Origin of the sequence: Bartonella bacilliformis KC583, assembly GCF_000015445.1 — a bacterium.
Taxonomy (GTDB): domain Bacteria; phylum Pseudomonadota; class Alphaproteobacteria; order Rhizobiales; family Rhizobiaceae; genus Bartonella; species Bartonella bacilliformis.
This window is the reverse complement of record NC_008783.1, coordinates 1,069,355-1,094,316: the sequence shown is the minus strand read 5'-3', so window position 1 is coordinate 1,094,316 and position 24,962 is coordinate 1,069,355. Positions and strand designations below refer to the sequence as shown.

Genomic DNA, 24,962 nt, shown 5'->3' with positions numbered 1-24,962 from the left:
TCATAGATATGGAATCCTTCAAGTAGGATTCTTTATGGATTTATTATTATAAAGGATTGATCTCATGAAACGTATTGTTTTAGCTGCAGCTTTATGTTCTGCTTTGTCTTCTGTAGTAGCACCAGTCGCGGCTGGAGTTATGGATGAACAGACATATTGGGCGTGGGTAAAGGAGCAAGCTAAATGTAATGCTGACAAAGCATGGCAAATTTACAGTAACAACGGGAATACAGACGGTTGTAAAGAAGATCACCTTAAAGCAATTAATGATATCAAAAAAGCATATAATGATGGTGGCCGTTATCAGTTATCTTATGAGGAATTTAAAATGCTTTGGTAATGCACATAATCTTATGTAGAGCTTTTAATTTGCATCTTTCTCATTCCGCAAAGTGAGGAGGATGCAAGTTATGCCGCATCCTTAATTGAAATAATCACTTGTTTGCCAAGAACAGCTAATGCTTGTTCTAGCTTTTGAAGTTTAGTTGGATAATTTGGATCGAGAATACGTCGCACTTCTGTTTCTTTTTTTCCAAGACGTTTAGCCAATTCTGTTTTTGTAATATCAACTTCATTAAAAGCTTCTATTACTGCTAATTTAAGGGCGTTCCATGCATCTACCGTTATCGCTACGAGACCTTTATACTTTTGTGGTGTAGGCAAAGGTAAATTACGTATAAGATAGCTCTGCAGTGCTAAACCTAAGGTTTCAGAAGCATGCTCTAATGCTTCCGCTTGACTTGCACCAGCCGTGATTGCTTCTGGTATATCTGGGAAGGTTATCACAAAGCCGCCATCAGGATCCGCTTCTAGTTTTGCGTAAATAAATATATTCCATGGCTTGAATTCCAGTATTGTTTCAAGATGCATTTAAAGTGAAGGAACTCATATTCCTAACTGCTTTTTGATTATTTTCGTAGATTGGGGTTCATTCACTAGATTTAACGACAGTTGTTTATCTCCAAAATTTACTAAGTAATGCGAGCCTTTTCCTGCATCTGGAACCTCACTATAATGAATACCTCTTTTCTAGCTTCTTTGCGCAGTTCTCTAAGCAGTGCTTCTCTTTTCATTCACCCCCCTCAGTCTTTAGATAGTTAGTATCGCACAAAAAAGTTCGACATTTAACAACTCAATGAACAAAGAATTGGATAAAAATTTACAACAGAAACAAGCAAAAATATTTTATAATGATGTATAAATAATTATTATGTTCAGTAAGTTATTCATGCTTTTTGTTTTTATAGATGAGATAATTATGTTATAATTAGCGTTGTAAAAATAGTTGTTGAGTTTCTGTATTAAATTTCAATATTCAGCTTTAAAGATAACGCGTTTTTTCCTCTAAAAAAGAGTAACATAAAGGGTGGGGCTATCAGTATGTTTAATAAAGTCATTTTAATTGGTTACTTCGGTGCAGATCCAGAAAGTAGAAGAATGGCTTCTTGGAGCCGAGGTGGTCAATTTTCGTATCGCTACCTCACAGAGTTATACCGATAAAACGACTAATCAGCGAGTAGACAAAACTGAATGGCATTCCGTTGTGATTTTCAATCCGCACCTTGCAAAAATTGCCCTTCAATATCTTATCCATAAGGGATGGGCTTTTTTTATGGGGAGAAGACATATGCGAAAAATATCCAAAGAAGGACTTGCACTCATTAAGCGATGGGAGGGGGTACGTTTGTGCGCCTATCAAGATGCCATTGGAGTGTGGACAATAGGCTATGGCCATACAGCACAAGCAGGACAACCCATTGTACAGGAAGGCATGAAGATCACTGAAAGTGAAGCAGAGATCGTTTTACGACAAGACTTAAAACAATTTGAAAAAACTGTTGAACAGGCTGTCATTATTTCTTTAAGCGATGAGCAATTCGCTGCTCTTGTATCATTTTGTTATAATGTGGGAGGAGAAGCTTTTTGCAACTCGACGCTTTTGAAAAAGCTGAACAAAGGTGATTATGAAGCCGTACCCTCTGAATTGCAAAAATGGATCCGGGCAGGGGGAAAGCGTTTGCAGGGGCTTGCCAATCGTCGGGCAGCAGAAGCTGGCCTATGGGTCAAAGGGGCTTATGTGTGTTCCAATTATCAAAAAGTAGAAACCAAAGGGCCCAGTCATTCTTTTAAAGCAGAAGTTCTTGCTCCCATCATTGGTTCTTTATCAGGTTTAACAGGGATTTTTACAGGGCAGGGTCCTGTTCAATGGGCTTTAGCTTCCATTATGGTTTTTTCTGCCTGTATAGGACTTGTCTTGGTTGCCAAACGTTTTCAGGAAAAACGCTTATGACCTGGTTGAAAGAATATTTCCTGATTACTCTAGCAGCTTTGGCTGTTTTTTATGGCTTTAGCAAAAGTCTTTGATCTTGGGAAGAAAGCTGAGCAGCACCAGCAAACAGAGCGTGCATTAAAGATAGCAAAAATACGGCTTGAGGTAGAAAATGAAATTAACCGAAAAAGTGATTTTGATGTGCGTTCTGCTCTGTTTCAGTGGATGCGCTACAAATGAGCGTGCTTCTTGTGTGGGGTGGTTACCCATTTATTTGGAACGCTAGGATTTAGAGGTGATCAGTTCTAATCCAAATTTAGCGAGAGATCTCTTAAAGCATAACAAGCAGGAGGAAGATATGTGTGGTTGGCAAGATGGCAAAAAGAGAAAGTAATAAGAGCAAGAGTTTAGAGCTCACGGAATCAGAGAAAGAGCTTTTGCAAGAAATGATGAGTATTTACCAGGGTATGAAACTGATGTTTCGTTTAACGCGATGGATAGTGTTGATCGTATTTTTGTTGATTCTTGATCTTGAACGGCTTATGAATGCACTGAACACGATCTTCACACATTTGAAGCAATGGCTTTGCAAAGACTTAAAAGGCTATGCTATTGAATTGCACATCTGCCAACGGAACTTCCACTTCCACACTGATTAATGAGAGAAACAAGAGGATTGCGTCCAGTGCCTCTTCTATGCTCTCCTTCTCCCGTACAATTGTTTTCAGATATGTAAATGCTCAAAGGAAGTTCATATAGCTGAGCCATTTGATAAACCCTAAGTGCATGAAGTGTTCGAGTTCCACCGAATGAGAGACGATTGAGAATTGTTCCTACATCATTTGTGGCGTTAACAGCAGTTGTGAATTGTGTCTGAGTCATATTAGATACGTTTGTGGGGACTACTATTAGTCCTTCCTCTACTCTGAGAATAGGTTGGGCATGAGCAGTGATGCCTGTCTGGCTTGACATAATAATGCTAGCAAACCAAGCTGTTCCAACAGGAGTATTCAACATTGTTTGAATGACTCTTTCCATATCGCTTCTGTCTCTCGCTAATGATGAAAAAGGTCTCCAATCATATTGAGGTAACAACATTAATGCTCCTGAACGTGCTATTCTCGTGGTCCGCGTAATAAAATCTTCTCCTGGATGATAAGGCAAATTATAATAAGCCGTTGTACTTTCAAGCCTTGCTGTCAGCACAGGAAATCTTTCACGAAATGAGAAAAATGGATTCATTAAATACTGCGTATTAAAGAAATAGCCTTGTCCATCTGGAAGAGGTTCATTGGGATAACGTGTTTGTAATTCAGCAAGCATTTGCAGAGTTTGTAATAGGCAGGTTCCACAAAAAGCAATATGATCCCTACCGTGGTAACTCGTACTTACGGCGATCTGCCATAGTCTTGTTATCCATGCCTCGGTGAGTTTAAAATCAGTCGGTAAAGATCGTTTCGTTCGTATATGAGAGGTATGTGCAGTATCCTTTTTTCCAGGAGCAGGGCAATAATCAAGTGTCTCCCCTAAATTGCCATTAACATAGCGATTCCATCGCGCAGTGAAGTAATCAAGAGTAAAATTAGATGTTGGGGATTCTTTTGTTTCTGTCATAATGTAACGAGGTGTAGCTGTATAAGGCACACCCCAATGGGTACCGTATCGAGTGACTCTAAGCGGATTTTTATTCTGATCCAGAATGAGACCTTCATCTCCGTTTAACTGATAAATATCCCAGTAGGAAGAGGTCTTACCGAAAGTAACTTTATCCGTGCAAGGTGTCCATTCTACCCAATTCCACTCTTGAGAGGAAGATTGTGTGGAATTCATACAATAGAAGGATCCATATTTAGGGTAATATTGCGCGAAATGACCATTTTCTGGATTATAATAAAGAGGCAGCGGAACTTTAGATGCTGAAGATGAGTCATTTTGAAGATAATAGCTCCAAAAAGTAAGAGGGCTTGGAGTTACATATATCCACTTTATAAAGGTCCTGAAACTCATATTACCGGGCATAGCAACCCTGTCTATCCAAGAAGTCATTGCAGAGATTAAAGTATGATCATAAGAAGCTGTTTTGTCTTTTGTAATATAAGCATACCAGCCATAGTCTTTAACACGAAATTTTTTATCGGCTGTATAAATGACATTTTTGTCAATAATCCATTGTTGATTGAGATCATTGATCACACAAGGTCTTAATAAAATATAATCCCACTCAGCTGTAGATTGTTCACCAATACCTGTAACTGAACTAGGGGCTGTCATGCACAACCAGATATCATTTATTTTCCAAGAGATTCTCTTAAACACGTCATAGCGAGCCGCTTTAACGGTAGAAGAATTACAGTTATTGAGATAGATATAGCCATCTCCTTTTGTAAAGACTGGGGCATAACAATACTCGCCTGTTGTACGGGTTGTAGTAACACGAATAAATCTGTCTACTCCCAGTCTCAACTTTGTGCTGTTCTGGAGGAATAGGCGCAGAAAAAGAAGTATGAAGAGTCAAGAGCCAGCTCAAGAAGAATAACAACAGCTTCAATTGCATTTTTTTCCTTTTGACTTTCTCCCCTCTGTGATTGTTTATGGATGAGTCAGAAAATCGCGCTTTGTTTCATACTGTGTTGTCTCGAAAAACAAAACTTATGATGCTATAATAAAACAAATTATTAATGCTTAATTCGCGTCATTTTCCATTTATGATGGATGTGCCTGAACCTTAAAATTTTTAAAAACTCCGTAGAACTTAAAGAAACAATGCCTTTCTGTAAAAGTAGGCCATTGTCTTTCTTTTACAAGGGCCATTATGTTCGGGATATATCTGCAAGAGTGGCTTTTGATTTAAAAATTAGTGGCAATGAAATAGGGATTGAGTGTGCAGAGTGTCACCCAGATTTATTTGGTGAAAGAGTTAATTATCTCTTTTCGTTCTACTCTTGAAGGTCAATTTTTATGAGGTTTACAGAGGCAAGTTGGAAAATCCTATTCCCTCACTTTTATTATATTATCCCTCATTTTAAAAAAAAGATAAATTAAATCAATGTGTTAAACGCTGAAAAAAGCAAAATGGTGCCCAGAAGAGGACTCGAACCTCCACGCTTCGCAGCACAGATACCTGAAACCTGCGCGTCTACCAATTCCGCCATCTGGGCAATAAGGTCTATCTAAGCTGGTGATACAAACCTGTCAATCGAATTATAAAAGTTCATGACGCGATAAATTGGATGAAGTTTTGTATACTGATTGTGATTTTAGTCATTTAAGATTGGATAATTTTTTTTGATAAAATTGTTGAGTCAGCATTAAATTCGTAAATAATAGGAACACCAGTTGCTAATTCTTGCAATACAATTTCCTCGCTACTCAAGCCTTCAAGCACCATAATGAGAGCACGAAGAGAATTACCGTGTGCAACAATCAAAACAGTTTGAGAACGCAAAATATGAGGTTGAATATGGTGGAAATAATAAGGCCAAACGCGTGCACCAGTATCACGCAAGCTTTCCCCATTAGGGGGAGCGATCGTATAAGAACGACGCCATATATGCACTTGTTCTTGTCCCCATCGCTGACGCGCGTCATCTTTATTGAGACCAGATAGGTCACCATAATCACGCTCATTTAAGGCTGAGTTTTTTATCAATTGCAGGTCGGGCTGTGCCATCTGTTCTAGAATATGTTGAGCAGTTTTTTGTGCACGCTGTAATGCAGATGTATAAGCAATATCAAATTTTAAACCAGCTTTTTTTAGATTCTTTCCTGCTGTTATTGCTTCTGTGCGCCCTTTTTCTGTTAAATCTGGGTCTTTCCAGCCAGTGAAAAGATTTTTGATATTCCATTCGCTTTGTCCATGACGGACTAATACAAGTGTGCGTCTCATTATGAATTTCCTGCAATATTTAAAATTAATTGTTCAATTCTAAGACATCAAGCATTGAATAAAGACCATTTTTATAATTTTTTGCCCATAAAGCTGCCTTTAATGCACCATGAGCAAAAATAGAACGTTCTTGTGCTGAGTGTGAAAAAGTAATGCGTTCGTTTAAGCCTGCAAAAATAACGCTGTGGTCACCAATGACTGTTCCACCTCTTAGGCAGGCGAAGCCAATCGTGCCTTTTTTGCGTTCACCTGTATAGCCGTTGCGACCGCTAGCACTGACTTCTTTAAGTGCAACATGACGACCTTCGGCTGCTGCATTTCCAAGAAGAAGAGCTGTTCCAGAAGGAGCATCAACTTTTTTAGAGTGATGCATTTCACAAATTTCAATATCAAAATCATGAGCTCCTAATGCTTTGGCTGCTTTTTTTACAAAATTGGCTAAAAGATTTACTCCAAGGCTCATATTTTCTGACTTAACAATGGTTGTCCGCGTTGCAGAAATTGCAATTTGTGCATCTTCTTCCTTGCTAAATCCAGTTGTTCCAATAATATGAACGAGGCCTTTTTGAGCGGCATAATCAGCGTGGATAACACTAGCTTGTGGTTGAGAAAAATCTACAATACCATCTGCATTAGAAAAAGCGTTTTCTGGGTCATCAGTGATACGAATTCCAAGTGGGGCTGAACCAATCAATATGCTGACGTCTTGTCCTACAAATGGTGATTTTTCGCGTACAAGAACACCACTCAATTCTATATCTTCTCTATTTTGGCAAGCTGTAATAAGCTCGCGCCCCATTCTTCCATTAGCACCAACAACAACAAGGCGCATACTCTTCTCCTCATGATATTTGTTCTTTGTATGTAAGCGAGTTTTCTTCTTCTTTCCAATTATTTTTTACATAAAGGTTAAATCTTTTGCGCGTTTATTTAAGTTGATAGCAGGTTTATACGCATTGTTTTCAAAATGATAAGGTGTTCGTAGAAGGAAAAAAGAATTTTTCAAATATAATGTTTTAAGATGATGTAGTGCCTAGTATAATTTGCCCTATGAAGAATATAATTATTACTGTGATAGGAGTATCATATCTGTGGGGGTCCATATATTTTAGATTGGCTATACGCAGATTTCTCAAAAGATATTCAGAAACAGAGAGTCATGTAATGCAGTTGAAATCTTATAATATGATCGATTCTGTTTTTGGTAATTAGCAAAAAAATTGGTTAAGACTGTGAATTGTTAATAAGGCATGTGGTACGATTGGCAGAATTTTTCGCTTAAAAATCAAGATCAGTATAATGAGAACTTGGTGTAATTCCTCGGATTCTGTCAGTTAAAAGAGGGCGAAAAGATGGACGCGATTTAATCCGCGTATACCATTCTTGGGCAGCAGGGAATTGTTCCCAGTCAATTTCTCCTAGAAAATCAAGTACAGAGATAGAAGCTGCTGCCGCTAAATCTGCGTAGGATAATTCAGAGCCAGCTAACCAATCACGAGATGCACAGAGCCAATTTAGATAGTTTATATGCGGTGGAATATTGGCGCGTGCAGTCCGTAAAATTTGCGAATTAGGAGCTCCGCCACCAATGGCTATAGGCATTTCACATTTATAGATTCGTTCTCGTACAATATGGCGCGTTGCTTCATTTTCTAATTTACTTAAAAACCAGTGATTGAGACGACGTACCTCAGCACGGTTTAGAGGATTTTCAGGAAAAAATTTTTTTTCTTTTCGTAAACTGCCACGTGTTTCATCTAAATATTCATAAATAACAATGGCACCTGATAATACCGTCTCTTGTTCATCAAGAAGAACCGGTAAATGTCCTGCTGGATTAAGTGCAAGAAATTCTGGTCTTCTTGCCCATTCATGTTCCTCAATAAGGTGGGTGGCTATACCATATTCTCCAAGAACAAGGCGTATAAAGCGAGAGGCAGAGGATAGGGGATAGTGAAAAAGTGTTAACATAATCTGGCACGATCAAATAAAGTTAATGAATTCTTTCAGACAATAAAAAATTTTATAAAGATGCTTTGTTGAAAGAACAAGATGATGAAAAACTGTTAATAATTGTACTTAATAATATATTAAATAGGAGGCTATTTTATTGCACAACTGCTTGCAAAATAGCCGTACGCAATTCTTCCAAACCTAAGGCTTTTTCCGCAGAGGTGGTAAGCAATTCAGGATAAGCAGCAGGACGTTTAAGAAGGCTCATTTGTGTAGTTGTCATTAAGTTTTCCAGCATATTCGATTTTATTTTATCACTCTTTGTTAGAATAATTTGGTAAGAAACAGCTGCTTTATCAAGTAGATCGAGAACCTCTTCATCATTTTTTTTAATTCCGTGACGTGAATCAATTAAAATATAAACACGTTTCAGTGTTGTACGACCTCGTAAATAGTTAAAAACCAGATGTGTCCATGCATCAACGAGATTTTTTGGGGCTTGTGCAAAACCATAACCCGGCATATCTACTAATGCCATAGGAGGAAAGTCTTCTTTTGAGCCACTGAAACCGTCAGGAACAAAATAGTTGAGTTCTTGTGTTCGTCCTGGTGTATTTGAAGTGCGTGCTAGCCCTTTTTGCTGTACAAGCGCATTGATTAAAGAAGATTTTCCAACATTGGAACGTCCTGCAAATGCGATTTCTGGTGGCCCTTCAGGTGGAAGAAATTGTATTGTGGGAACACCACGAATGAAAATCCAATTACGAAAAAAAATTCCAGAAAATGCAGAACATTGTGTCATTTATGCACTTCTTTTTTAGGTGCTTTTTGCCAAATAGTTTTAATATTATTAAAAAGTTCAATTTTCACACCTTGACGTTTCATGATAATACTTTGTTGAATAATCGACAATGTATTGTTCCATGCCCAATAGATGACAAGACCTGCAGGAAAAGATGCTAGCATAAACGTAAAGATAATTGGCAGCCATGCAAAAAGTGTAGCTTGTATAGGATCTACAGGAGGTGGGTTCATCTGCATTTGTAGAAACATTGTTATTCCCATAACTAAAGGCCACGCACCAATTACAAAAAATGCTGGTACTGCATAAGGTAGGAAGCCAAATAGGTTAAAAATAGATGTTGGATCAGGAGCGGCTAAATCCTGAATCCAGCCAAAGAAAGGTGCATGCCGCATTTCAAGGGTAATATAAAGAACCTTATAAAGGGCAAAAAATATTGGGAACTGAATAAGCATTGGCAAGCAACCTGCCAGGGGATTGATTTTTTGCGTTTTATATAATTGTATTATTGCGTGTTGTTGTTTGACTCGATCTTCTGCATATTTCTCCTTAATTTCTTGCATCATTGGCTGTATGATTTTCATGCGTGCCATAGATATGTAGGATTTATTAGCAAGCGGGAATAGAAGTGTTTTCAAAAGAACCGTGGTGAGAAGAATAGCGATACCAAAATTGCCTGTTTGTTCGTAGAGAATATGAATGAGGGAAAACATTGGTTTGGTAATAAAATCAAACCAACCCCAATCGATTAAGAGGCCAAATTTCTTAATTTGTAGCTGATTTTGATATTGATTAATGATTTCAACGCGTTTTGCACCGGCAAAAAGATAATTGATTATGGTTTTTGTTTCACGAGGAGCAATGCTTAAAAGTGCACTCTGCAAATCAGATTGATAATGGGTGTTCAATCGATCAAAATAAACAAAGCGACTTGTATATTCCTGATTTTGTGAGGGAATGACCGCTACAGCCCAATATTTATCAGTTATACCAATCCAGCCTCCTGTAACTTTCTGGAAAGTTAAGCTTTTCTGACCATCTTCAGGATTAAGGGTAAGTTCCGATAAGGCTTCATATGTTTCAGTTTTAAGTGAATTACCAGCAATGCCAATCATACCTTCATGGAGCAAATAGGTTGCTTGTGCGTGTTCTGGTGGAGCAGCACGTGCAACTCGAGCGTAAGATGAAAGATGTACTGGATTGTCACTCTCGTTATTGATAGAATCCTCAATGGTGAACATGTAATGATCGTCAATAGAAATGGTTCGACGGAAAATTTGTCCTTGCCCATTATTGTAGACCAAAGTAACAGGCGTTGAAGGAGTAAGGATCGTATTTTCACTTTCTATCTGCCATTGTGTATTTGATTGTGGCAAGGCTTTTTCTGGTAAGGATGAGCTCGTAAAACCAAATTCAGCAAGGTAGGATGTTTTGAAACCGTTGGGATTCAATAAAGAAATTTGAGGCGATGTTTTGTCAACCGTTAGGTGATATTTTTTGAGAAAAAGATCATCAAATTGAGCTCCAACAAGATTAATGGAACCTTCAAGTTCATCAGTTTTAATTGTAATACGATCTGTTTTTGCCAATTCTGCACGACGTATTTCAGGTGTCATTGAACGATCGGCTGTCAGCCTCGATTGATTTGTTTGTGCATTATTAGAAAAATCCGCATCATAAGTTGGCGATGCTGGATTTTGTTTTAACGCTTGTTGTTCAATAGTCTGCGCGTTTTTCAGATTTTCATGTTGAGGAACAATATACAAAAAATGCCACGCAACAAAAATGATAAGAGATAATCCAATGGCGATAAAGAAATTACGATTATATTCCATTTATATTATCCTGCTATTATTTTTGATTTTTTTCTTTTGACTTCATTCGTCGGCTTAGTTCACTGATCAAAGATGTAAAAGGTGCATAAAGTACGTCGGGATATGCGACAATGACATAGTCAACGCCTGCTTTCGTGTCGTTTGTTAATCCAACACGCACTGCTTCACGCAAACGTCTTTTAATGCGATTGCGTTTAACAGCATTGCCATTTTTACGTGTTACAGTAAACCCTATACGTGCAGCAAGAGGGGAAGAGGTTCCTGCTGTTTTTTGACGAGACCTCATTTCAAGCAAAAACAAAGGACCACGCCGCTTTTCTCCTTTACGAACAGCTAAAAAATCAGCTCTTTTACGAATACGGCAGGGTGGTTTTTGCTTCATGAAAGACGTGTCACAGTTTTACTAAATGGCCATTAATAAAATAAAGCAAGCATTGAACGTTCATAACAAAAATTTCTCCAATGAGAAAAATAATGAATGGCGTTCAGTCTGTTGTATCAGCTTTAAGGATTAAGCAGATAATCTTTTTCGTCCGCGAAGACGCCGAGCTGCAATCACTTTACGACCACCGGCTGTTGCCATACGAGCACGAAATCCGTGGCGACGTTTACGAACAAGTTTCGAAGGTTGGTAAGTACGTTTCATTTGCTTAATTACCGTAGTACACGGCCCTTCTTGGTTCTATGGTAAATTATACACTAGACAAAAAATCTTATTCGGTCAGATCATTTCTGAAAAAAGTATCGTATAAAGAAAAGCGCAAAAAAGTCAATCTTAGATTACTTTTCTATTTTTTGGAAAAATACGGAAGAGTTTTTGATTGATGTTTATTTTTATTAAAAATCTCTAAGGTAACCAATGACTTTTGACTGCAAGAATGCAATTTATATTTTTCTGTGTTGTGCATGGACGATCTTAAGAATTCATTCTATAAAGATAAAGTGAATTATTATACAATAGTTGAAAATGTTATTTTATATCAACTATCACATGTGCACTATGCAGAGCTCTGAGAGATCTATCAAGGAATTTTATGATCTCGAGATTTTTGTTTAGAGTTTATTTTGCGTTTTAAAAGATAAAGAATCGTCAATTGATATTTAAGTGAAAAAGGGAAATATTAAGGTTGTTAATCTGATTTTTTCTCTCATTGCTGTGTTTTCTTGGTTTTTGTAGAGAGGAAAGAGAGTGAGCTCTATTACAGCTGAAGCTATCCGCGAAGAATTACGTAAAATTAAAGGACCAAATTTTGATAGCGACATTGTATCCCTAGGGTTGCTTTCAGATATATTCATCGCTGATGGCAAAGTTTTCTTCTCTATTACGGTTCCTGGTGAACGTGCGCAGGAATTGGAATCATTACGTCGTTCTGCTGAAGAAGCAGTCTATGCTTTAGGTGGAGTGAAGACAGTTGTTGTAACGTTGACAGCAGAAAAGAAATTGGAGACACCTTTTCAAGCGCACAAGAATGAATCTTTGTCTAAGCAGAAACGTAAAATGGGTGCATTGCCTGTGAAAATGCCTATAGAAGGTGTGCGCCATGTTATTGCGGTTGCTTCTGGAAAGGGAGGCGTTGGTAAATCGACAACAGCCATTAATATTGCTTTAGCTTTACAGGCTTCTGGTTTTAAGACAGGTTTGATGGATGCAGATATTTATGGTCCTTCTCTGCCAAGGTTGACAGGGCTTGTTGATCAAAAAATACAGCTAAGTAATGATAAAAAGTTTCAACCTTTGCAGAAATTTGGTCTTAAATTAATGTCGATGGGCTTTTTGGTTGATGAGACAAAACCGGTAGTATGGCGTGGCCCCATGGTGATGGCAGCGATTACTCAATTTTTGAGAGATGTTTCATGGGGGCCTCTTGATATTTTAGTTGTTGATATGCCACCAGGAACAGGAGATGTACAACTAACGCTAGCGCAACAGGTACAATTGGCGGGTGCTTTAATTGTGTCTACTCCGCAGGATCTTTCTTTAGTTGATGCCCGTAAAGCGATAGAAATGTTTGTAAAAATTGGCGTTCCTGTTTTAGGGCTTATTGAAAATATGAGTTATTTTACTGCACCTGATACAGGAAAGCGTTATGATATTTTTGGCCATGGTGGTGCGCGTGCAGAAGCAGAAAGTCGAAGAATTCCTTTTTTAGCAGAAATCCCACTTGATGCTGTTTTACGATCTTCTTCAGATGAGGGAGTACCAATCTTTGTTGCAGATCCTGAAGGAGAGCATGCTGAAATTTATCGTGTGATTATTAATCAGATGAAAGACAGATTTTTTTAAAGTTTTCCTTTTTTCGTGGGAGACACGAAGATAAAACGATCTTAAATTAGGGAGTTGTTGATGATAACAGCAATGCGTGAACGCCTTATTGTTGGATTAGATGTTCCGAATATTAAACAAGCAGAAAAATTGGTTACGCAATTGGGTGATGAGGTTAGTTTTTATAAAATTGGCTATCAGTTAGCTTTTTCTGGGGGAATGGACTTCGTTCAAGATCTTATTCAAGCACGAAAAAAAGTGTTTTTTGATATGAAATTGCTCGATATTGATCATACCGTTGCAAGAGCTGTAGAAAATATTGCCAAATTAGGTGTTTCGATGCTGACTTTGCATGCTTATCCAACAGTTATGAAAGCTGCTGTTGCTGCTGCAAAAGGGAGTGATTTATGTTTGCTTGGGGTGACGGTGTTAACATCAATGGATGAAGCTGATTTGCACAATGCGGGTTATAAAGATAGCCCAAAAAAATTGGCTTTTAAAAGAGCTGAGCAAGCACGGGAAGCCGGCATGGGTGGAATTGTTTCTTCAGCGCTTGAAGCCGCAGCTTTACGAAAAGTGATCGGAAGTGATATGGCTTTGGTCACACCGGGGATTCGCCCAATGGGGAGTGATAAGGGGGATCAAAAACGGGTGATGGCACCAAGACAAGCGCTAGATTCTGGTGCTAGCCATCTTGTTGTCGCGCGGCCAATTATTCAAGCCGATGATCCTTTAGTGGCAACAAAGAAAATTTTGGCAGAAATGGCTGATGGGTGTTAATACTGGTAGAGTGCTGATGAGATTTTAATAGAAAGAGTATTGGATGGGAAAAAGAGCGTGAGTGAAAAAGCATATTGTGTGGGTGCTCATGTTTATTCCGCACCCAGGATAGAACCAGCACTGTATTTGGTTGCAACACCTATCGGAAATCTTTCAGATATCACTCTTCGTGCTTTGCAAGTATTAGCCGGAGCTGATATTGTGGCTTGTGAAGATACACGGGTAACACGTGTTTTGCTAGAACATTATGGTATCCAGAAAAAAACATTTCTTTATCATGAGTATAATGCGCAAAAAGCAGGGCCGAAGCTATTAAAAGCTCTAGCTGATAATCAATCTGTAGCTCTGGTCTCAGATGCAGGAACACCGCTTATTTCTGATCCTGGCTTTAAATTGGTAGGAGAAGCACGCAAAGCGGGTTACAAAATCATTCCTATTCCTGGTGCTTCAGCTCTTTTAGCGTCTCTTGTTGTAACAGGATTGCCAACCGATAGTTTTTTCTTTGCAGGTTTTTTGAGTGCGAAGAAAACACAGCGTCAGAAACGGTTAGAGAAATTAAAATTTATTCCTGCAACTTTAGTTTTTTATGAATCCCCCCATCGTCTTGTAGAGAGTTTGCAGGATATGGTTACTATTTTTACAGCTGATAGGCCAGCTGCAATATGTCGTGAATTAACAAAAAAATTTGAAAAGGTGAATGTTGATAATTTAGGACATTTACTTGAGATTTATAGTAAAAAAGACTGTATTCGTGGGGAAATTGTTGTTCTGGTAGGAGAAGAAGAGATTTCTACAGAGATCATGAGCTCGCAAGAGATTGATGAAATATTGCGAGAATTGATCAGTGAATATCCTGCTGCAAAGGCAGCTGCTTTTGCAGCCAAAAAGACAGGTTTGAGAAAGCAAGAACTTTTTCGGCGCTTGACCCTTTTAAAGGGAATATGAAGATTTATGCAAAAAAAAGACAGGCGAAAATCCTTTTATCGTGGCATTCGTTCAGAAAAGTGGGCAGCTTGGTGGTTACGTTTGAAAGGGTTTCGCATTGTTGCAAGGCGTTTCAAGACAAAATCTGGTGAAATTGATTTAATTGCACGGCGTGGCAATCTTGTTTTAATTGTTGAGGTCAAAGCACGTGCAACGTTAGCTGATGCAATGGTTGCAGTTTGCCGAATGAATGAAAGACGTATTGAGGCAGCAGCTGATATTTGGTTGGCACAGCAAAAAGACTATTCTGCTTTATGTGTGCGTTTTGATTTCATTGCGATTTTGCCTTGGCGTTTGCCGCATCATATTCAACGTTTTTTTGAGTCTCACCAATAAAGTTTCTTATGCTATCTGAATTAAAGGAGAGCAGTTTAGAAATACTTCATTTGTATATGAAAGAAAATAGTTATTTTATCGCTATAAGCGATGAAATATAGCAGCTATAAAATTTGCAACAAGTTTGTTACTTACTTGGGGAGCGCTGGTTGAGCTTTAATGTGAAAGGATAAAAGTGAGGAGTGAAAATGAGAATTGGTTTTTTGGGAACAGGAACAATCAGCGCTGCGATGATCGATGGTTTGATGGCCAGTGCTTTTGATGTGCGTTCAATTATCGTTTCACCACGCAGTGCACAGATAGCAGAGCGTCTTTCACACGATTATGATAAAGTGACTATTGCGGAGAGCAATCAAGCATTATTAGATGAGAGTGATTGTGTTTTTCTGTGTTTGCGCAATCAAAGTGCAGAAGAGATTGTGCGTTCTCTTCATTTTCGTCCAGAACAGCTTGTGATTTCTGTGTTAGCGATGGCAACAGCAGCAGAAGTTGAGGGGTGGATAAATCATAAAGTATATCGTGCTATGCCGCTTCCTTTTGTGGCAGAATGCAAAAATTTAACACCAATTTATCCTGATCACCCATTTTTGCACACTATGTTTGATGCGTTGGGAGGCACAGTGTTACTAGATAAGGAAGATCAGTTTAATCTTTTCATGGCAGCTGGTTCGTTGATGGGAGTGTATTTTAATTTTATAGCAACAGCGCATCAGTGGTTAACAATGCAGGGGTTGGAGAAACAGCAGTCAGCGAATTTTCTTGCTATGATGTTTGGTAATCTTTCTGATGCAATGCGCAAGACAATAGCAAATAAGAATTCAACAGGTGTTGATTTTGCACAGCTTGAGAGAGAATTTTCAACCAAAGGGGGCACAAACGAACTTTTGTCAGATTGTTTTTCTCGTCATGATGGGACGAGCGCTTTAACAAAAGCTTTAGAGATTGTTTTGCAAAAAATAAAAACTTAAAAAAATGCTTGCTTGATTTGTGTCTTTTTGATACAAATGAAGCGATAATAGGTTAAGTTATTTAATAGACATGATGTCGCTCTATTATTGGCTGTAAATGCAGCATGTCCCTTTTTATTCTTTCGTTATAGGGACGAGATTATGGGTTCTAGTATATTAACTAATAGATCTGCAATGACTGCATTGCAGACACTCCGTAACATTGATAACAACTTAGATAAATCAAAAGACCGTATTTCAACAGGTTTGCGTATTGGAAGTGCTTCTGACAATACTGCTTATTGGTCTATTTCATCAATGATGAAGCATGACAGTAACACAATGAGCGCTGTTGTTGATGCTATTAATTTGGGTAGAGAACAGGTAAACGTTGCTGCAACAGCTGTTAATTTAACCAAAGAATCTCTTGATGATATCCAAAAATCAATGGTTTCCGCGCGTGAAAAATCTGATGATGATATCATGAAGATTCAGGACTCCATCAAGGGAAATATGCAAAATATTTCTAACGCAATCCAATCTGCTGCTTTTGGTGGAAAAAATATCCTTTCCAATGGTGGTGAAAAAGTTGGTATTGCTGCTGGTTACCGTCGTGAAGGCTCCGCTGTTTATGTGGATATGATTGAAGTTGGTGGTGCAGAATTAAACTTTGGTGTTATGGGGCCTGATGGTACCATTGATATGACTCAAGGTATTTTAAAGGGTGTCTTTGGCAAGAGTGATAAGGATATTGATGCAGGTATCAAAACCTTCACTGAAGCTGCTGATAAACAAAAAGGTTTAGAAGATGCTCTTGCTAAGGCAGAGGCTGCTGTTGCCGCTAATCCTAATGATGAAGCAGCAAAAACAGCATTAGAGGAAGCTAAAAAAGCTGTAGAAGACAATAAAGAAGATTGGACCAAGGCACAAAGTGATTTTAAAGTTGTTGCTGATAGCATGACTTTGAATGACTTTGTTCAGATGCAAGGTGTTGGTGGTCTGCCTTCAGTTGCGCAAAGTATAATTCTGAACAGTGTTCAAAAGACAGTGCGTCATGCTGTTGATGTAACACTTACTGCAGGGTCTAAAATTGGATCTGCTGTCAATCAGGTGGACAGCCAATTGAACTTTGTTAAAAGATTGTTAGACAATATTGAAGCAGGTATTGGTGCACTTGTTGATGCTGATATGAATGCAGAATCTGCAAAATTGTCAGCTTTGCAAGTTCAACAGCAGCTCGGTATTCAGGCTCTTTCTATTGCAAATCAGGGCAGCCAGAATATTTTAGGTTTGTTCCGTAATTAATAATTACGACGTTACAAATACAAGAAAAGACCGCGCATTGCGTGGTCTTTTTTTATATTTTTCAAACAGATGAATGAATTCTGTAAAGCTGACCATATTTTGGAAATTCTACATTTATGTCAGCACCAACTAACACCAATATTGGCCTTCCTTCATTACTATTGTGTATTTTTTACTCATAAATAATTTTCATGCAGTGATGAGAGCATTTTACGAAAATTTAGATACAAAATATATTTTATAGTTTGCACAAGAGTGTGTGGCTTCGTCCAAGAAGCGAGATTAAGCAGAGTTTACCTGAAGGGATCTTTATCCGTGATAGAGTTTTATAAATGATACATTTTTAGAAAGAACGGATCTTGTAGCAAGAGGTGATGAGGTGCTGATTACATATTTGGATAAACAGGTCCTTCATTACCTTGAGGACAAGTCCAGTTAATATTTTGGTTTGGGTCTTTAATGTCACATGTTTTACAATGTATGCAGTTTGAAGCATTGATGATATACGTTTTATGATCATTAGGGGTCAGCCATTCATAGACACCAGCAGGGCAATAACGTGTAGAAGGTCCTCCGTAGATTGCATATTCAGAATTTTTTTGTTTTTCCAGTGAAGTTATTTTCAAATGACAAGGTTGGTTGTCTTCATGGTGGGTATTGGAAAGCGCAACACTTGAAAGGCGATCGAAAGTCACAATACCATCTGGTTTTGGATAAGGAATAGGTTGAAATTTTTCTGCGGGTTCAAGATATTCATGATCTGGTTTTCCATGAGAAAGAGTTCTAAATAAGGAAAAGCCGAAGAGCTGTTGCCACCATAGATCAAATCCAGCAAGCTTTATTCCATATTTTGTGCCGTATTTTGCCCAAAGGGGTTTGGTATTACGCACTTTGTAAAGGTCTTTTCCAATAGGGCCCTTGCGCCATTGATCTTCAATTTCTTTAACTTCATCATGAGAGCGATTTTTTGCAAGAGCGTCAGCAATTTTATCGGCTGCCAATATGCCAGATAATATGGCATTATGTGAGCCTTTAATCCGAGGAACATTGATAAAGCCAGCAGCACAGCCAATCAGTGCACCACCAGGAAAAGTGAGTTTTGGCACAGATTGCCATCCCCCTTCACTGATGACACGTGCGCCATAAGCAAGGCGTTTGGCATCTTTAAAGATTTCATACAAGTTAGGGTGTGTTTTAAAGCGCTGAAATTCTTCAAAAGGAGAAAGATAAGGATTTTTATAATCCAAGTGAACAACAAAGCCGACAGAAACTAAGTTGTTTTCTTGGTGATAGAGAAATCCACCACCACTTGTATGATCATCCAATGGCCAGCCAGCAAAATGTTGTACTAAACCTCGTTTGTGTTTTTGAGGATCAATTTCCCAGAGTTCTTTAAGACCAAGACCAAATTTTTGTGGTTCACGGCCTTTGCTGAGATCGAATTTTTGTATCAATTGTTTAGCAATCGAACCGCGTGCTCCTTCTGCAATCAGGGTATATTTGGCGTGTAGAGCCATACCAGGCATATAATTTTTTCCAGGCATTCCATCTTTTTGCACGCCCATATCACCTGTCAAAACACCAATAATAGCTCCGTTATCATTATAAAGAACGTCAGATACAGAAAAACCGGGATAGATTTCAACACCCAGCATTTCAGCTTTTTTGCTTAACCAGCGGCAGACATTTCCAAGAGAAATGATATAGCAACCATCATTTGATAAAATTTTAGGACGAAAAATATTAGGCAGTACTTGTGAACGCTTTGGTTTTAGCAGAAAAAATTGATCATCGGTAACAGGTGTGGTGAAGGGATGATTTTGTTCATTTCGCCATTCTGGTAGGAGTGTATCAATACCAATGGGATCAATCACTGCACCTGATAAAATATGGGAACCAACTTCAGAGCCTTTTTCAAGAATGATGATGGAAAGTTCAGGATTAATTTGTTTCAGACGAATTGCAGCAGAAAGCCCAGCAGGGCCTGCTCCTACAATAACTATATCACATTCTATGCTTTCACGTTGGTGATATATATCAGGACTCATAATTTATAAAGCTTTCTCCAGTTCAGGAACGATGTGATGCAGATCGCCTACAAGGACATAATCTGCAATGCTCATAATAGGGGCTTCTTCGTCTTGATTAATGGCAACAATAATTTGCGCATCCATGATACCAGCTAAATGTTGAATAGCTCCAGAGATACCGACAGCAATATAGAGCTCCGGGGCAACAATTTTCCCTGTTTGTCCGATTTGCCAATCATTTGGGGCATAATCCGCGTCGACTGCTGCTCGACTAGCGCCTAAAGCAGCGCCGAGCTTATTGGCAAGTGGCAACAAAAGTTTCATGAATTTTTCTTGTGAACCAAGCCCACGTCCACCTGATACAATGATCCGTGCTGAGGTCAAATCAGGACGATCACTTTTATCGGTTTCCTCTTTCACAAAAGATGAAAGATTTGGGTTAGGCGCTGGTGTTATTACTTTGATAGGAGCACAATTTCCTTGAGGTGCTGGAGGAAAAGAGGCTGTGCGCACCGTTATAACTTTTTTGTGATCATTTGTGCGTACCGTTTCAATTGCATTGCCTGCATAAATTGGCCGTTTAAAGGTATCAGGGGCGACAACATCAATGATATCTGAAATTTGCATCACATCGAGAAGAGCCGCTACACGTGGCATGACACTTTTTCCGGTGCTGGTAGAAGCAGCCATAATCACTTCATAATCATCAGCGAGCTCAACAATTGTTGCGGCTATAGGTTCAGCTAATTGATGCGCAAGATAATCAGCCTCAGCAACAAGAATTTGCCGTATACCTGCTAATTGAGAACTTTTTTCAGCAATTGTTTGAACTTTTGTGCCGCAGACTAAGATATCGATATCATCGCCAATGGACTGAGCCGCAGTCAGCGCTTTTGCAGTTGCTTCTGATAAGGAATGGTTATTATGTTCGGCTAATAAAAGAATGGCCATAGGTTTGTGCCCTTTTATGCATTATTGTTTTTGGTAATGTCTTCTATCAAATGTTTAAGGATATTTTATCCTTTAAGATACTGACAAGTTCTGCAACATTGTTGATTTTCATCCCAGCTGGACGAGGCTTAGGTTCTTCAACACGAAGCGTCGTTAAACGTGCCTGTGTATCTATGCCGAGATGAGAGATTTCTTTTTGTTCAATGATTTTCTTTTTCGCTTTCATGATATTAGGCAGGGAGGTATAGCGTGGCTCATTCAACCGCAGGTCAACAGTCATAACCATGGGAAGAGGCACGCAAATAGTTTGTGTTCCTCCATCAATTTCACGGGTAACGGTCGCTTTTCCATTTTCTATATGCAGATGTGAAGCAAAAGTTGCTTGTCCCCAACCAAGCAGAGCTGCTAACATTTGACCCGTTTGATTGCTATCATCATCAATAGCTTGTTTTCCTAAAAAGACCATGTCTGGTTTTTCTTCAAGGATGATGCTTTTGAGTGTTTTAGCAATTGCTAAAGGCTCTAGTGTCTTTTCAGTTTTGATGAGGATAGCGCGATCAGCTCCCATTGCAAGTCCTGTCCGCAAAGTTTCTTGTGCTACGTCTTGTCCGATTGAAACAAGAATAACCTCTGAAATTTTTCCTGCTTCTTTTTGGCGTACTGCCTCTTCCACAGCAATTTCATCAAAAGGGTTCATAGACATTTTCACATGGGAAAGATCAACACCCATGCTATCAGCTTTAACACGTATTTTGATGTTATGATCAACAACACGTTTAACAGCAACAATTACTTTCATAATGATCCTCTTCGTTTATATGATCATAGATTTATAGTAGCAACCACAAGAAACAAAACCATTTAAAATTGAACTTTTATCATAATTTGTTTTTTAGTTATATAATTGCTTATTTATACTCTTTTATTTTCTTCGGTTTGTTGTTGATTAATTGCTTTTTCATTATGCTATCAATTGCTCATTCTTCTTGTAGTTTTTAAAACTCTATTTACCAAAATAGGTCATATTCTTTACAATTAATAAGATTCCTAAAGAAATATAATAGGAGTAGTGTTTGTGAATATAAGGCATTGCGTTACAAATTCGGTTACAGATAACAAGCGTTCTGCTCTTGATGTGGAACACAGGCAGGATACAGAGAAATCTGTTGAGGTAACAATGTCAGATATTGCTAGCAAATTACGTTATGTGTATGCACAAATGCAGACAAAAAAACCATCCTGTCGCTTAATGATGCGTCATTCTGCAAATGACAGCATAACATCTTATTTGGATGACATTAGCCGTGCCATTGTGGCTGAGCATTATGCGCGTAGTCAGGCACAAAAGAAGATTTTTGAATGCTTAGACATTACTAAAACGCTTATCCAGTATCTACTTCATGAAAGAAAAAGCTTCAAAAAACCTATTGTGACACAGAGTGCTTTTTCTGCACAATCACCTGATTCTGCTATGCGTCATCTTGCGAATATGGTGTGTGAAGAGAACCAAAGAGATTCTTCGGTATCAAGAGAAAGTAAATTTTTCGAAAAAAGAAAAATTAAATCCTATACAAATAGAGCCTGTAAATTCGCTGCAACAGGGGAATTTAAGTTCTGTTACAACAGGTTCTATGGAGTGTTTAGAAGACTCTTTAACAGAAAAAAGTCTTATTGATGAACAATCATCAAATGGTTTAATTGAAGTTGCACGGCGTACGCTTTCTTTCAAAAAACGTCACTAAAACTTCAAAATTTATCACGTAAAATTGTTTATCCGTTTTTGCTTTATTATATCTATAACAATGATGACATCATGTTTTTTCGTTTTTTCAAGAGTTTGTTTTTTTGATTTTTAGCTATAAGGGTAAAATGAAGAAGGTTTTAAGGTCTTTTATTTCTTACTTAAAATCCGAGAAATAAGAAAAACAGGTACGACAATAACTGCTCCTGTTGCAGCCAAATGGACGAGGTTTATAAAAGTTATAAATCCTGCATTCCATAGAGCTTGTAAGTATTTTATGATTCCTTCAATGAACCTTATAGGCGTCCACCCAAAGAGGCTCATGACAATGCCAACAAGCACAGAAAAAATAAGGAGTTTGAAGGTAACACGCCCTGGTGTATCACCAAGAAATGAGTGAAGAGAGTTAAACAAATTTTTATGCATTTCATCGCCCCTAAAATAAAGTGTACTATGGGCTATAGGGCATAACAAGCAAGAAAAAAGGGTTTTTCTTTTATTATTTTCTGTTTAATTTTTTTCTCTCTTGAATTTTTCATGCAATATTTCTTTTATTATGTATCGAGCTTTTGATTTTCTTAGGATTTATCGAAAAATATTGATAATTTTATCAATATTTCTGATCCTTGAATGATTGTAAAAATTTTTGAAAAGGTTGAGTGTATTCACATATTATGCCTTAAATTATAATTTCAATGAATACTGTTTTGATGGATATTGCTCATTCTAATGAAGATGTATTGTTTGAAAATTTGTATTAAAGCGTCCAATAATTAAGCGAACTGAGAAATATGGCGGATTTTTTTACTGAAAAACCAGTGGCAACGAATGTAGCAGAATTTAGTGTTTCTGAAATAGCAAATGCCTTAAAACGTGTTGTTGAAGACAAGTTTGGTTATGTACGCATACGCGGAGAAATATCAGGATACCGCGGTGCTCACGCTTCAGGTCATGCCTATTTTGCTCTAAAAGATGACAAAGCTCGGTTGGAGGCTGTGATTTGGCTAAGCGTTATGAAAAAGCTCTCATTTCCTCCTGAAGAGGGAATGGAAGTGATTGCTGTGGGCAAGCTTACGACTTATCCGGGTTCGTCAAAATATCAAATTGTTATTGAAGCTCTTGAGCCAACAGGTGTTGGTGCTTTGATGACTCTGTTAGAAAATCGCAAGAAAAAGCTTGCAGAAGAAGGCTTATTTGATGCAGCCAATAAGAAGCCTTTGCCCTATATGCCTAAAATTATAGGGGTTGTGACATCGCCGACAGGAGCCGTTATTCGTGATATTATTCATCGTATATTCGATCGTTTTCCTTTGCATATTTTGGTTTGGCCTGTACGTGTTCAGGGAGAAACATGTGGTCGGGAAGTAGCTTCGGCTGTTGAGGGGTTTAATGCTCTTTTCTTAGGGGGAGGGATTCCTAAGCCTGATCTCATTATTGTCGCCCGTGGAGGAGGGAGTTTAGAAGATTTATGGGGGTTTAATGATGAGGCTGTTGTTCGTGCTGTCTATGCTTCTGCTATTCCGGTAATCTCTGCTGTTGGGCATGAAACAGACTGGACTTTGATTGATTATGCTGCTGACTGGCGGGCACCGACACCCACAGGGGCAGCAGAAAGAGCTGTTCCTGTTAAGCTTGATATTGAAGTGCACTTAGCATCAATTAATTCGCGCTTTCGTGTAGGGCTTGCACGTTATTTTGATTTTCATCAACAAAAATTGCGTGCTCTTGTGCGGGGGCTTCCTACTGTTGATCAATTATTTGCGTTGCCACGGCGTGGTTTTGATGAGATTTCAAGTAGATTACAGCGTGCTCTTTGTGTTAGTTATGACAAAAAATGTTTTTATTTTCATGCACTTAGCTTGCGTTTTTCTCCTCGTTTATTAAATACTAAAAAAGCACAATATGCTATACAGGAATATACAGGGCGTCTTCATCGTGCTTTTTTACGCAATGTTGAAAAGCAAAGGGCTCAGGTAGAGATGGCATGTAGGCTTTTAAAAAGCACTTCTTATCAAAATATTTTAGAACGCGGTTTTGTTTTAGCATTAGGAAAAGATCATAAGCCGATTAAACGGTTGATGCAGTTACCTGAAACAGGTCAAATAAGTTTACGCTTTTTTGATGGTGAAATTGACGTTTCAACACATGATCGCGCTGTTAATCGATCTTTGAAAAATAAACGGATCAAGTCACAGAAAGATGATCAAGGATTGCTTTTTTAATATGGAAAAGCCAATGCTGAATAAAGGGCTTCTCAGGGGAGCCGATGGAAAAATTCGTTGTTTATGGGCAGGAACCAATCCACTTTATTGTGCTTATCATGATGATCAATGGGGCAAGCCTGTTTTTGATGATCGCCATTTATTTGAGCAAATCTGTCTTGAGGGTTTTCAAGCAGGGCTTTCTTGGCTAACAATTTTGAAAAAAATCTCTTATTTTCGTAAGGCGTTTGATGATTTTGATTTTGAAAAAATTGTTCATTATGATGAAGTGAAGATAAAGACCTTGATTCAGGATAAAGGCATTGTGCGTCATCAGGGAAAAATTCTATCAGTGGTTAATAATGCTTTCAGAGCACAGGAGATAAGAGCAGAATGGGGGAGTTTATCCGACTATTTTTGGTCTTTTCAGCCGCCACAATCTGAGCGTTATGACAAGATGGATTTTCAAATATTCCAAGCCAATCCTTTAACACCTGCTTCCACGCGTCTTTCTAAAAATTTAAAAAAACGCGGTTGGACATTTGTTGGTCCTACTATTTGCTACGCTTTTATGCAGGCAGTAGGAATTGTCAATGATCATCTGGAAGGGTGCTTTTTTCGATAAAATTCAGAGATCTTCTTTGTTTCAATGTATGAATTGTAACTGTTTTCTCTGATA

The 24,962-nt window shown here is 38.3% G+C and carries 23 protein-coding genes, 1 tRNA gene and 3 pseudogenes; 13 read left to right on the top strand and 14 right to left on the bottom strand.

Annotated elements, in window-relative coordinates; translation table 11 throughout:
- Positions 1 to 64 precede the first annotated feature (64 nt).
- Positions 65 to 340, top strand: coding sequence for a hypothetical protein (locus BARBAKC583_RS05135; RefSeq protein WP_005767624.1), 276 nt, complete (start codon positions 65 to 67; stop codon positions 338 to 340).
- Positions 341 to 408: 68 nt separating this feature from the next.
- Here the strand turns inward: BARBAKC583_RS05135 and BARBAKC583_RS05130 are convergent.
- A pseudogene (locus BARBAKC583_RS05130) lies at positions 409 to 838 on the bottom strand (type II toxin-antitoxin system HicB family antitoxin).
- Positions 839 to 1,414: 576 nt separating this feature from the next.
- Here BARBAKC583_RS05130 and BARBAKC583_RS07115 point away from each other — a divergent pair.
- From BARBAKC583_RS07115 to BARBAKC583_RS06975, 3 genes and pseudogenes are all read left to right on the top strand, one after another.
- Positions 1,415 to 1,531, top strand: a pseudogene (locus tag BARBAKC583_RS07115) (hypothetical protein); the annotation flags it as partial.
- A 96-nt stretch (positions 1,532 to 1,627) separates the two neighbouring features.
- A complete protein-coding gene (locus BARBAKC583_RS05125; protein ID WP_005767620.1) occupies positions 1,628 to 2,290 on the top strand; it encodes a lysozyme in 663 nt (220 codons plus the stop codon).
- Positions 2,287 to 2,509: pseudogene (locus BARBAKC583_RS06975) on the top strand (hypothetical protein). Before BARBAKC583_RS05125 ends, BARBAKC583_RS06975 begins: the two are co-directional and overlap by 4 nt.
- 369 nt (positions 2,510 to 2,878) lie before the next feature.
- Here the strand turns inward: BARBAKC583_RS06975 and BARBAKC583_RS05120 are convergent.
- The 9 genes from BARBAKC583_RS05120 to rpmH form a co-directional block, all read right to left on the bottom strand.
- Positions 2,879 to 4,732: a DUF1561 family protein gene (locus BARBAKC583_RS05120; protein WP_011807401.1), complete on the bottom strand. Its 1,854-nt coding sequence runs from the start codon at positions 4,730 to 4,732 to the stop codon at positions 2,879 to 2,881.
- 610 nt (positions 4,733 to 5,342) lie between these two features.
- Positions 5,343 to 5,427: transfer RNA gene (locus tag BARBAKC583_RS05115), tRNA-Leu, on the bottom strand.
- A 107-nt stretch (positions 5,428 to 5,534) separates the two neighbouring features.
- Complete coding sequence (locus BARBAKC583_RS05110) at positions 5,535 to 6,155, bottom strand: 2,3-bisphosphoglycerate-dependent phosphoglycerate mutase (RefSeq protein ID WP_005767615.1); 621 nt, start codon at positions 6,153 to 6,155, stop codon at positions 5,535 to 5,537.
- Positions 6,156 to 6,180: 25 nt separating this feature from the next.
- Positions 6,181 to 6,987 (bottom strand): 4-hydroxy-tetrahydrodipicolinate reductase, encoded by an 807-nt coding sequence (gene dapB, locus BARBAKC583_RS05105; protein WP_005767613.1) that lies wholly within the window; start codon positions 6,985 to 6,987, stop codon positions 6,181 to 6,183.
- A gap of 446 nt (positions 6,988 to 7,433) precedes the next feature.
- Entirely contained in the window at positions 7,434 to 8,126 is a 693-nt protein-coding gene (locus BARBAKC583_RS05100; protein ID WP_005767611.1) for a glutathione S-transferase family protein, read from the bottom strand.
- A 136-nt stretch (positions 8,127 to 8,262) separates the two neighbouring features.
- The gene (gene yihA / locus BARBAKC583_RS05095) at positions 8,263 to 8,910 is read right to left on the bottom strand and encodes a ribosome biogenesis GTP-binding protein YihA/YsxC (protein ID WP_005767609.1); all 648 of its coding nucleotides are present in this window, start codon (positions 8,908 to 8,910) and stop codon (positions 8,263 to 8,265) included.
- Complete coding sequence (gene yidC / locus BARBAKC583_RS05090) at positions 8,907 to 10,745, bottom strand: membrane protein insertase YidC (protein WP_005767608.1); 1,839 nt, start codon at positions 10,743 to 10,745, stop codon at positions 8,907 to 8,909. Before yidC ends, yihA begins: the two co-directional genes overlap by 4 nt.
- A 16-nt stretch (positions 10,746 to 10,761) precedes the next feature.
- Entirely contained in the window at positions 10,762 to 11,127 is a 366-nt protein-coding gene (gene rnpA, locus BARBAKC583_RS05085; protein WP_005767606.1) for a ribonuclease P protein component, read from the bottom strand.
- A gap of 129 nt (positions 11,128 to 11,256) precedes the next feature.
- A complete protein-coding gene (rpmH, locus tag BARBAKC583_RS05080; RefSeq protein WP_005767604.1) occupies positions 11,257 to 11,391 on the bottom strand; it encodes a 50S ribosomal protein L34 in 135 nt (44 codons plus the stop codon).
- 543 nt (positions 11,392 to 11,934) lie between these two features.
- Between rpmH and BARBAKC583_RS05075 the strand changes: the two genes are divergently transcribed.
- The 6 genes from BARBAKC583_RS05075 (at position 11,935) to BARBAKC583_RS05045 (ending at position 17,360) form a co-directional block, all read left to right on the top strand.
- Positions 11,935 to 13,029 (top strand): Mrp/NBP35 family ATP-binding protein, encoded by a 1,095-nt coding sequence (locus BARBAKC583_RS05075; RefSeq protein WP_005767603.1) that lies wholly within the window; start codon positions 11,935 to 11,937, stop codon positions 13,027 to 13,029.
- A 60-nt stretch (positions 13,030 to 13,089) separates the two neighbouring features.
- Positions 13,090 to 13,788, top strand: a complete 699-nt coding sequence (gene pyrF / locus BARBAKC583_RS05070) for an orotidine-5'-phosphate decarboxylase (RefSeq protein ID WP_005767601.1) — start codon at positions 13,090 to 13,092, stop codon at positions 13,786 to 13,788.
- A 57-nt stretch (positions 13,789 to 13,845) separates the two neighbouring features.
- Positions 13,846 to 14,733: a 16S rRNA (cytidine(1402)-2'-O)-methyltransferase gene (gene rsmI / locus BARBAKC583_RS05065; protein WP_005767599.1), complete on the top strand. Its 888-nt coding sequence runs from the start codon at positions 13,846 to 13,848 to the stop codon at positions 14,731 to 14,733.
- Positions 14,734 to 14,739: 6 nt separating this feature from the next.
- On the top strand, positions 14,740 to 15,108 hold the full coding sequence (locus BARBAKC583_RS05060) for a YraN family protein (protein ID WP_005767598.1): 369 nt from the start codon (positions 14,740 to 14,742) through the stop codon (positions 15,106 to 15,108).
- 188 nt (positions 15,109 to 15,296) lie between these two features.
- The gene (locus tag BARBAKC583_RS05055; RefSeq protein ID WP_005767595.1) at positions 15,297 to 16,076 is read left to right on the top strand and encodes a pyrroline-5-carboxylate reductase; all 780 of its coding nucleotides are present in this window, start codon (positions 15,297 to 15,299) and stop codon (positions 16,074 to 16,076) included.
- A gap of 141 nt (positions 16,077 to 16,217) precedes the next feature.
- Positions 16,218 to 17,360, top strand: coding sequence for a flagellin N-terminal helical domain-containing protein (locus tag BARBAKC583_RS05045; RefSeq protein ID WP_011807398.1), 1,143 nt, complete (start codon positions 16,218 to 16,220; stop codon positions 17,358 to 17,360).
- Positions 17,361 to 17,746: 386 nt separating this feature from the next.
- Here the strand turns inward: BARBAKC583_RS05045 and BARBAKC583_RS05040 are convergent, their stop codons facing one another.
- The 3 genes from BARBAKC583_RS05040 to BARBAKC583_RS05030 are packed head-to-tail and all read right to left on the bottom strand — an operon-like array spanning position 17,747 to position 21,140.
- Positions 17,747 to 19,408 (bottom strand): electron transfer flavoprotein-ubiquinone oxidoreductase, encoded by a 1,662-nt coding sequence (locus BARBAKC583_RS05040; RefSeq protein WP_005767593.1) that lies wholly within the window; start codon positions 19,406 to 19,408, stop codon positions 17,747 to 17,749.
- 3 nt (positions 19,409 to 19,411) lie between these two features.
- Complete coding sequence (locus BARBAKC583_RS05035) at positions 19,412 to 20,341, bottom strand: electron transfer flavoprotein subunit alpha/FixB family protein (protein ID WP_005767590.1); 930 nt, start codon at positions 20,339 to 20,341, stop codon at positions 19,412 to 19,414.
- Between the two features lie 46 nt (positions 20,342 to 20,387).
- Positions 20,388 to 21,140 carry an electron transfer flavoprotein subunit beta/FixA family protein gene (locus BARBAKC583_RS05030; RefSeq protein WP_005767588.1) on the bottom strand — a complete coding sequence of 251 codons (753 nt, stop codon included), beginning with the start codon at positions 21,138 to 21,140 and terminating at the stop codon, positions 20,388 to 20,390.
- Between the two features lie 276 nt (positions 21,141 to 21,416).
- Between BARBAKC583_RS05030 and BARBAKC583_RS05025 the strand changes: the two genes are divergently transcribed.
- Positions 21,417 to 22,016 carry a hypothetical protein gene (locus BARBAKC583_RS05025; RefSeq protein ID WP_005767586.1) on the top strand — a complete coding sequence of 200 codons (600 nt, stop codon included), beginning with the start codon at positions 21,417 to 21,419 and terminating at the stop codon, positions 22,014 to 22,016.
- Positions 22,017 to 22,232: 216 nt separating this feature from the next.
- On the opposite strand, the gene BARBAKC583_RS05020 is transcribed toward BARBAKC583_RS05025, so the two are convergent.
- Complete coding sequence (locus tag BARBAKC583_RS05020) at positions 22,233 to 22,508, bottom strand: DUF6460 domain-containing protein (RefSeq protein WP_005767584.1); 276 nt, start codon at positions 22,506 to 22,508, stop codon at positions 22,233 to 22,235.
- A gap of 365 nt (positions 22,509 to 22,873) precedes the next feature.
- Between BARBAKC583_RS05020 and xseA the strand changes: the two genes are divergently transcribed.
- Together xseA and BARBAKC583_RS05010 are read left to right on the top strand one after the other, a co-directional pair.
- Positions 22,874 to 24,304 (top strand): exodeoxyribonuclease VII large subunit, encoded by a 1,431-nt coding sequence (xseA, locus tag BARBAKC583_RS05015; protein WP_005767582.1) that lies wholly within the window; start codon positions 22,874 to 22,876, stop codon positions 24,302 to 24,304.
- Positions 24,282 to 24,908, top strand: coding sequence for a DNA-3-methyladenine glycosylase I (locus tag BARBAKC583_RS05010; protein WP_035453010.1), 627 nt, complete (start codon positions 24,282 to 24,284; stop codon positions 24,906 to 24,908). The genes xseA and BARBAKC583_RS05010 overlap by 23 nt, the downstream gene beginning before the upstream one ends.
- Positions 24,909 to 24,962 lie beyond the last annotated feature (54 nt).